1 protein-coding gene and 1 pseudogene are annotated in these 1836 nt (G+C 60.2%); both read right to left on the reverse strand.

The window, feature by feature from the left end:
* A pseudogene (locus U5A52_RS42810) lies at window positions 1-830 on the reverse strand (GGDEF domain-containing protein); the annotation flags it as partial.
* Between the two features lie 784 nt (window positions 831-1614).
* On the reverse strand, window positions 1615-1836 hold a 222-nt coding region (locus tag U5A52_RS42815), incomplete at its 5' end, for a hypothetical protein (protein ID WP_321940443.1).

Consider the following 1836-nt stretch of genomic DNA (forward strand, 5'->3'; position numbering starts at 1 on the left):
ATCAGTTCTTCCTGGCTATAGATCGTGGCAAACGAGCGCGTCGTACGGTACGCCTGTACCACGCCATAGCTAAGCAGAAAGAAGCCCCCGGCGAAAATCGCATGAGCGAGCCACCACATGTGGTTCCATGGTCGTCCAAGGATGAAGGCGAGCGACGCCAGCGCAAACGACGTGACCGAAATACCGTAGATGACCATCAGTGGCGTGCGGATCCGCCGCAGCATCAGCACCGCGACGTTCAGCGTGGAGAGCACCAGGGCGCCCCCTTCCATCGACAGGCGCACTGCCAGGCTACCTGCGCTCCTGGTGTGCGCCAGCCACGCAACCGCCAGGTCGGCAATAACGAACGCCACGATCCACACCAGCCAGCCGCGCCTTTCACATCGCTTCGCAACGGGATCGGGCGGTCGGCTGTACGACAGAAGCCCGACCAGCAGCAGAGCCGACATTACGAGACGCGACGCCGGACCATAGAGCAGGAACAGCCAGAGATCGTGATGTGCCATGCCGGTGAAAGCACCATGCAGGGCATAGACAAGCACGAAGCCGAGAAAGCCCAGCGTCAGCCAGCGCAATAACGGCTCGCCGGATGACCGGTAGCACTGCCATGTCACGTAGGCGACAAACAGCCCTTCGAGCGTTGCGGCCGCGATCGCGATCTCGTGGAACAGATGATCTTCGAATTTGATCCCAGGATCCTGGAAGAAAAACAGATAGGCAATCAGATAGGCGGGCATTAGCGCAAAGCCGACCAGCAGAAAACGGGCATAAACCTTCGTAACGCACCGGATCATCGCCTGCTGCTCGCGCGCAGCAATCGTGGCATTCATGCGCGGTCTCCCGTTGGGGTTCACTGCCATTTCGCCGATGGCTCCGGCGTACCGGCCCGCTCGCAAGCGATCAGTCCGGCCGAGCCGCCCGTGGCGCACGGCCCCACCGAATCAGGGGGTAATCCAGCTACCGGATAATCCTCAGGTGATTGGGAAAGTATAGGCGCCACATTTCATCTGACAAGACAGGCCGTTCATGCAATATTGACCCCATTTGAACCATCTCGCGCCGCACCGGCTATTCATGCGGGACGCGACAGGTCTTCATCCGCGGAAACCCTACCCCGCTAGCGGCACAACGATTGAAATCGTCTGGTGGACGGCCAGCAAACTGCGCGAACTGTACGTAGCCACTTCGCAGCCAGGCGGCCCAGTATCCCTGGCCGGCATACGTCATGGTCAGTGCCCGAAAGGGATGGCGTACTGACGGCAGGTCGTCGTTCCCCGGATGGACACGTGTCATACACCAAATTCGTTGATGCGCGCCGGCGCCTTGGCTCAGGATCTCTGTTACCCGATCATGCTGACCGGTTACGATCTTGTCCATGACGCAGTACCAGAGGCCCGGCAGGGTGCCTGCAGCCCTTATGAGAAAGCACACCAACCGAACGTCCAGTCGAAGGGATCCGTGCTGCTTTCACTACCCGAGGACCAGGTCACGTAGGAAATCGCTGACAGAGCGGCGCCTGCGCCTACGCAAAGTTCCGCGGTCGCTGACTTGAATCGTTACCGATCCGGGCAATACTTCCGTCACGACAGCGCTACATGTGGCCTCAACCGGTTTTCAGTGGCCCACCGCTGCCAGACGGAGGCAAGCATGAGCGCGATCGCGAAAGCCCTTATCGAGTTGCCCGGCATCGCCAGAGGCGACGCGGGTGCCCTCACACAGCATCTTCTGGTTGAACTGGCTGGAAGTCTGATCACACCAGGCGTCGCCAGTGTTCGCCGTAGTCGCTGACCACTCCGGCCCTCGTGGCAAACGTTTGGCAATGCGCGAAATACGCTC

It is taken from the genome of Paraburkholderia sp. J8-2 (assembly GCF_905220195.1).
Taxonomy (GTDB): domain Bacteria; phylum Pseudomonadota; class Gammaproteobacteria; order Burkholderiales; family Burkholderiaceae; genus Paraburkholderia.